At 38.5% G+C, this 6,176-nt stretch carries 7 protein-coding genes; all 7 read left to right on the forward strand.

Annotated features, from left to right (window positions below; genetic code table 11):
* Window positions 1-180: hypothetical protein (locus F6K13_RS14085; protein WP_287287666.1), on the forward strand; the 180-nt coding region annotated here is incomplete at its 5' end.
* Between the two features lie 631 nt (window positions 181-811).
* Window positions 812-1,225 (forward strand): phosphomannose isomerase type II C-terminal cupin domain, encoded by a 414-nt coding sequence (locus F6K13_RS14090; protein WP_124146106.1) that lies wholly within the window; start codon window positions 812-814, stop codon window positions 1,223-1,225.
* Between the two features lie 31 nt (window positions 1,226-1,256).
* Window positions 1,257-1,580, forward strand: coding sequence for an iron-sulfur cluster assembly accessory protein (locus tag F6K13_RS14095; RefSeq protein WP_124146105.1), 324 nt, complete (start codon window positions 1,257-1,259; stop codon window positions 1,578-1,580).
* Between the two features lie 568 nt (window positions 1,581-2,148).
* Entirely contained in the window at window positions 2,149-2,523 is a 375-nt protein-coding gene (gene rpsL, locus F6K13_RS14100; RefSeq protein ID WP_124146104.1) for a 30S ribosomal protein S12, read from the forward strand.
* 124 nt (window positions 2,524-2,647) lie between these two features.
* A complete protein-coding gene (gene rpsG, locus F6K13_RS14105) occupies window positions 2,648-3,118 on the forward strand; it encodes a 30S ribosomal protein S7 (protein WP_124146103.1) in 471 nt (156 codons plus the stop codon).
* An 80-nt stretch (window positions 3,119-3,198) separates the two neighbouring features.
* A complete protein-coding gene (gene fusA / locus F6K13_RS14110; protein ID WP_287287668.1) occupies window positions 3,199-5,262 on the forward strand; it encodes an elongation factor G in 2,064 nt (687 codons plus the stop codon).
* Between the two features lie 254 nt (window positions 5,263-5,516).
* The coding region (locus F6K13_RS14115) for a GTP-binding protein (RefSeq protein ID WP_287287670.1) at window positions 5,517-6,176 on the forward strand (660 nt) is incomplete at its 3' end.

The raw sequence follows: 6,176 nt of genomic DNA on the forward strand, positions 1-6,176 counted from the left end.
AATTTTATTGGTGGTGCAACAGACCCGGAAATTGCGAACTTAGATAGTGAAGCGATAGTGCAACAGGTACATCAAGATCTTTGTCAAACTCTGTCGCTTATAGCTCATCATTTAGTTAGAATTGTTTTAATTATTATAGTCCAGTGTTTATTAGATCGAGTAGGCTTATATATTTTTTAACTTTTTCACCCTGATAATATTTAGACTTTAGATAAAAAAATATTTGCTTATGGACATGCCTCTAAAATTAGGCCTTACTTTGATCATGGTGGCCTTATACATACTCACAGTATAATTTTTCAGGATCGAGTTAATTATGATACTGGAGTCAATAGTATACATAGTGTATAAAGCTCGAAAATATCTATGACTTTTAAACAGCTTAAAAAATCTGAAGCAGAATGAAGCAAAACTTAGTTATGAGGACTATAGGTACTAGACCTCTTTAAGAATTAATCTCAAACCCTTGGCATACCTGGGCAAAAACTAAGTTTTCACCAGATGTCTACTATAAATAGTTTTTGATTTTCTCTAACTCTATATATCTATCTAGATATATGAAGATTTGATGTAGATATTCAAAAAGCTTGAATAGGGGGTGACAGTAATAGGGGTAATTTTGCTATGGTTTATATGGTATCCAATTTGACTCGACCCCTAAGCTATTTGTATTCAGTCTGAACCTCTAAAAATACTAGGTGAGAGAATTGTTTGTATACCAGATTTTAGAGATATAGTCTCTAATAATCTCTGAGTTCAGGAGATTACACATAACCATAAGTATTTTATTTTTTTTGGAGATCGTCAAAAAATGGTACAACAAGTTAAAGAAGTAGCCCAAACTCCTAAATTGTCTATACCTTCTTCCTTAAAAGGAATGGCTACCACCGAACGTCCTTGGGGATCGTTCACAGTTTTAGAAGATGGACTTGGATACAAAATCAAGCGAATAGAAGTCAAACCAGGGCATAGACTTAGTCTACAAATGCACCACCATCGTAGCGAGCATTGGATTGTTGTTTCAGGAACTGCTAAGGTTGTCTGTGGAGACAAAGAAGAAATTCTGCAAAACAATCAATCTACCTATGTACCTCAATGTACTTCTCATCGCTTAGAAAATCCAGGAGTTATTCCTTTAGTATTGATTGAAGTACAAAATGGAGAGTACCTTGGAGAGGATGATATTGTTCGTTTTCAAGATGATTATGCCCGAACAAAGTCCTAATTTTAACTGGTAAGCAAAAAAAAATTTGTGAATGATTAACTTGAGCGAAGCAGCAGTCCAAGAAATTATTCGTCTTAGGTCTAAACATCAAAACCAAAATTCCTTATTTCGTTTGAAGTTTAAATCTGGTGGCTGCTGTAGTTTCTATTACATAATGGAGTTTGACGAACAGTTGGCCAGTAACGACCGAGTTTATGACTGTGGGAAAGTTAAAGTCGTAGTTGACTCTCAACAACTAAACTATCTGAATGGATTAACCTTGGACTATTCTGAGGACCTTATGGGTGGAGGCTTCCGATTTAACAACCCTAATGCTAAAGCTACCTGTGGTTGTGGAAATTCCTTTTCGATTTGATGTTGACAAAAACGTATTACTAACCTATAATAAAAGATTGTTTGTAAAGTTTTTTAGAATAAGTAGGGACAAAGCAAAAAATTAATGTTTTGATAATTTCCCTAAACTTCCTGAAAAATAGGCCGTTGCACCAAAGGTTCCTATGGCGCAACGGTAATTTATTCCTAATAGTTAAAGAGGCTAATTTATAAAGTGGATATTTTTTAAAGGTCAAAGTAATTTACCAAAATATACTTCTTCTTTAACTATTTATCAGCATTTTCCGTACCGGAATGCTCTGCAAACAGCACTTAGCTTTCAGCACGCTAAAAGCTTGGGTTTAAATCTCCGACTTCTTCTGAGCTTGTCGTTTAATTTTAGGAGGGGTCGCGTATCACCTTTGCACAAAGCTGACTGCTAAACGCTGATTAGCTGTTTGCGGATAATTCCGGACTGAAACGCTTTTTACATAAATAATTATTAGGAAAAAAATTGGGAACAAATTTTCTAAGTAAGCTCGCCCAAAAGTATTATATTTTGTAGCGAGGGGATTAAGAAGAATTACAAGAAAAACTGTTACTAATAACTCATGCCAACAATCCAACAACTAATTCGTTCAGCTCGTCAAGAAACTCAGAAGAAAACTAAATCTCCGGCTCTTAAAAGTTGCCCTCAACGTCGTGGAGTATGCACAAGAGTATACACCACTACACCAAAAAAGCCTAACTCAGCTCTCCGTAAGGTGGCTAGGGTACGTCTAACTTCGGGTTTTGAAGTAACTGCCTATATCCCTGGTATTGGTCATAACTTACAAGAGCACTCTGTAGTTATGATTAGAGGTGGTAGGGTTAAAGACCTGCCTGGTGTGAGATATCACATTATTCGTGGCACATTAGATACCGCAGGAGTTAAAGATCGTAAACAAAGTCGTTCTAAGTATGGGGCGAAAAAGCCTAAAGCTTAAGTTAGTAGGTAGAATGCAAAATTCAAGAAAACATTAGGTAAAATTAGTATGTAATAGATATTGAATTTTGTATTTATTAGTCAAATATAAATTATTTAAAGTTTAGTTTATTGGTTGTGATAATATGTCTCGTCGTAGAGTTGTTCAAAGATGTCCTGTTCCTCCAGATGCACAGTACAATAGTCGATTAGTAAGTATGATGGTACGACGTATAATGCGTCACGGTAAAAAATCTTTAGCCTTTAATATCGTCTACGATGCGTTTAAAACTATTGAAGAAAGGACAGATTCAGATCCTTTAGAACTATTTGAAAAAGCAGTCCGGAATGTGACTCCTTTAGTAGAAGTTAAAGCCCGTCGTGTGGGTGGTGCAACATACCAAGTGCCAATGGAAGTCCGCTCAGATCGTGGAACTAGCCTAGCTCTGCGTTGGTTGGTGCAATATTCTAGGTCTAGAGGAGGAAAAACAATGGCCATGAAATTAGCCAATGAGTTAATGGATGCAGCTAACGAAACAGGTAGTGCAGTTCGTAAGCGAGAAGAAACTCACAGAATGGCAGAAGCAAATAAGGCTTTTGCTCACTATCGTTATTAAGAATAATATAACCACTTATGCCTAAAATATAGAATTTTAATCAAGCGTAAAAATCTGAAGCATAGATAAAGGAGGTAACTGTGGGACGTAGTATGCCACTTGAGCGCGTGCGAAATATTGGTATCGCAGCTCATATAGATGCTGGTAAGACAACAACAACAGAAAGAATCCTATTTTATTCCGGTATAGTACATAAAATGGGGGAAGTTCACGATGGGACCGCAGTTACCGACTGGATGGCTCAAGAGCGAGAACGTGGAATTACTATTACTGCGGCTGCTATTAGCACTAAGTGGTTAGACCATCAAATTAATATTATTGATACTCCAGGACACGTGGACTTCACCATAGAAGTAGAACGTTCTATGAGGGTTCTGGATGGAATAATAGCTGTATTCTGCTCGGTAGGAGGAGTACAACCTCAATCAGAAACTGTCTGGCGTCAAGCCGATCGTTACGAAGTGCCTCGTATGGCCTTTGTCAATAAGATGGACAGGACAGGGGCTAACTTCTTCAAGGTATACGAGCAAATTCGCGGTCGCCTCCGAGCTAATGCAGTTCCAGTCCAAATTCCTATCGGTAGTGAAAATGAATTTAGGGGAATTGTAGATTTGGTGGGGATGAAAGCTTTTATCTACACCAATGACCTCGGAACAGATATTCAAAAAACGGAAATTCCAGCAGAAGTAGAAGAATTAGCACAGGAATATCGCCTGAAGCTAGTTGAGTCAGTAGCAGAAACAGATGATGCTCTGACAGAAAAGTACCTTGAAGGAGAGGAGTTTACAGAAGAAGAAATTCGTCAAGCCACTATTAAAGGTACAGTCGTACCAATGTTATGTGGTTCAGCTTTCAAAAATAAAGGTGTTCAACTTCTACTCGATGCGGTAGTAGATTATTTACCCGCTCCAACAGAAGTCCCATCAATTGAAGGAACATTGCCAAATGGCGATCTAGATACAAGACCTTCAGATGATGAAACACCTCTAGCAGCTCTGGCATTCAAAATTATGTCAGACCCTTATGGTCGTCTCACCTTTTTACGGGTATATTCTGGAGTCCTTTCTAAAGGTAGTTATATCCTCAACTCTACTAAAGATAAGAAAGAAAGAATTTCTCGTCTAATTGTTCTAAAAGCTGATGAAAAAATAGATGTAGATGAACTGCGGGCAGGAGATTTGGGGGCAGTTGTAGGTATGAAACATACCTTGACAGGTGATACTGTTTGTGATAAGGATAATCCAATTATTCTAGAGTCTCTCTATGTTCCTGAGCCGGTTATATCTGTGGCCGTGGAACCCAAAACTAAACAAGATATGGAGAAACTATCTCAGGCACTTCAGGCTCTTTCAGACGAAGACCCTACATTCCGAGTGAGTATTAATCCAGAAACTAACCAAACAGTAATTGCTGGGATGGGTGAGCTTCACTTGGAAATCTTGGTAGACCGGATGCTGCGGGAATATAAGGTGGAAGCTAATGTAGGTCAACCACAGGTGGCTTACCGAGAGACTATTCGCCAACAGGTTGAGGCTGAAGGTAAATTTATCCGTCAAAGTGGTGGTAAAGGTCAGTACGGCCATGTGGTCATAGAACTGGAACCAGGAGAGCTAGGTAGTGGTTTTGAGTTTGTCTCCAAGATTGTTGGAGGGACAGTACCTAAAGAATTTATTAGTCCAGCAGAACAAGGAATGAAAGAGGCTTGTGAAGCAGGGGTTTTGGCTGGTTATCCATTAATAGATGTTAAGGCTACTCTGGTAGATGGATCTTACCATGATGTGGATTCTTCGGAAATGGCTTTTAAAATTGCTGGCTCTATGGCAATTAAGGAAGGTGTTACTAAAGCTTCACCTGTGTTATTAGAGCCAAAGATGAAGATTGAGATAGAAGTACCTGAAGAATATATTGGTAATATTATCGGAGACCTTAACTCTAGAAGAGGACAAATAGAGGGGCAAGGAGTAGAATCAAGTATGGCTAAAGTAACAGCAAAAGTTCCTTTAGCAGAAATGTTTGGTTATGCTACTGACATGAGGTCAAAAACTCAAGGTCGTGGTATCTTTTCAATGGAATTTAGTCACTATGAGGAAGTGCCTCGTAATGTGGCAGAGACTATCATTGCTAAGACCAAAGGATATGTCTAGCAATTCTGGAATTTATTTAGTTCTTAGATTAAAGTTTTAGTTTTGGATTGAATAATGTGAAAATAAAAGAACTGACTGCTAAATGAAAACTGACAATTGACTAAAAAAAATAGGCGATTGAAAGAAACGGCCAACAAAGATTAGTTAAACGGCTCGGCAGAGTTGTCAAAATTTATCTATTATGAATCAGTGCATCCGTTTCCTCATGCAAGGAAGGCGGAATTAACAACGGAAAAAAAAGGAACAAGTAATTAATGGCACGCGCAAAATTTGAAAGAAACAAACCTCACGTCAATATTGGTACTATTGGACACGTTGACCATGGCAAGACAACCTTGACTGCGGCAATTACAATGAGTCTAGCAGCGCAAGGAAAAGCTAAGGCAAGGAATTATGCTGATATTGATGCAGCTCCAGAAGAGAAAGCACGGGGTATTACAATTAATACTGCTCATGTAGAGTATGAAACAGAAGGGCGTCACTATGCTCATGTTGATTGTCCTGGACACGCTGACTATGTAAAAAATATGATTACAGGTGCAGCTCAAATGGACGGTGCAATTCTAGTAGTTTCTGCGGCTGATGGTCCAATGCCCCAAACTCGCGAGCATATTCTATTGGCCAAACAGGTAGGTGTTCCTAATATCGTGGTTTTCCTCAATAAGCAAGATATGGTGGATGATGAGGAACTTTTGGAATTGGTGGAACTTGAAGTTCGGGAACTTTTAAGTGACTATGATTTTGATGGAGATAATATTCCGATCGCTGCTGGTTCTGCTTTACAGGCAGTAGAAGCACTAACAGCTAACCCAAGCATAGGAAAGGGTGAAAATGAGTGGGTAGATAAAATTCTCGCTCTGATGGATGAAGTTGATGGATATATTCCTACACCAGAACGCGATGTTGATAAGCCT

Source organism: Okeania sp. SIO2B9 (assembly GCF_010672505.1).
GTDB classification, from domain to species: Bacteria; Cyanobacteriota; Cyanobacteriia; order Cyanobacteriales; family Microcoleaceae; genus Okeania; species Okeania hirsuta.

Excerpts from the sequence above, each read along its gene's own strand:
- F6K13_RS14090 (WP_124146106.1), top strand. The coding sequence starts at position 812 with ATGGTACAACAAGTTAAAGAAGTAGCCCAAACTCCTAAATTGTCTATA.
- F6K13_RS14095 (WP_124146105.1), top strand. The coding sequence starts at position 1,257 with ATGATTAACTTGAGCGAAGCAGCAGTCCAAGAAATTATTCGTCTTAGG.
- rpsL (WP_124146104.1), top strand. The coding sequence starts at position 2,149 with ATGCCAACAATCCAACAACTAATTCGTTCAGCTCGTCAAGAAACTCAG.
- rpsG (WP_124146103.1), top strand. The coding sequence starts at position 2,648 with ATGTCTCGTCGTAGAGTTGTTCAAAGATGTCCTGTTCCTCCAGATGCA.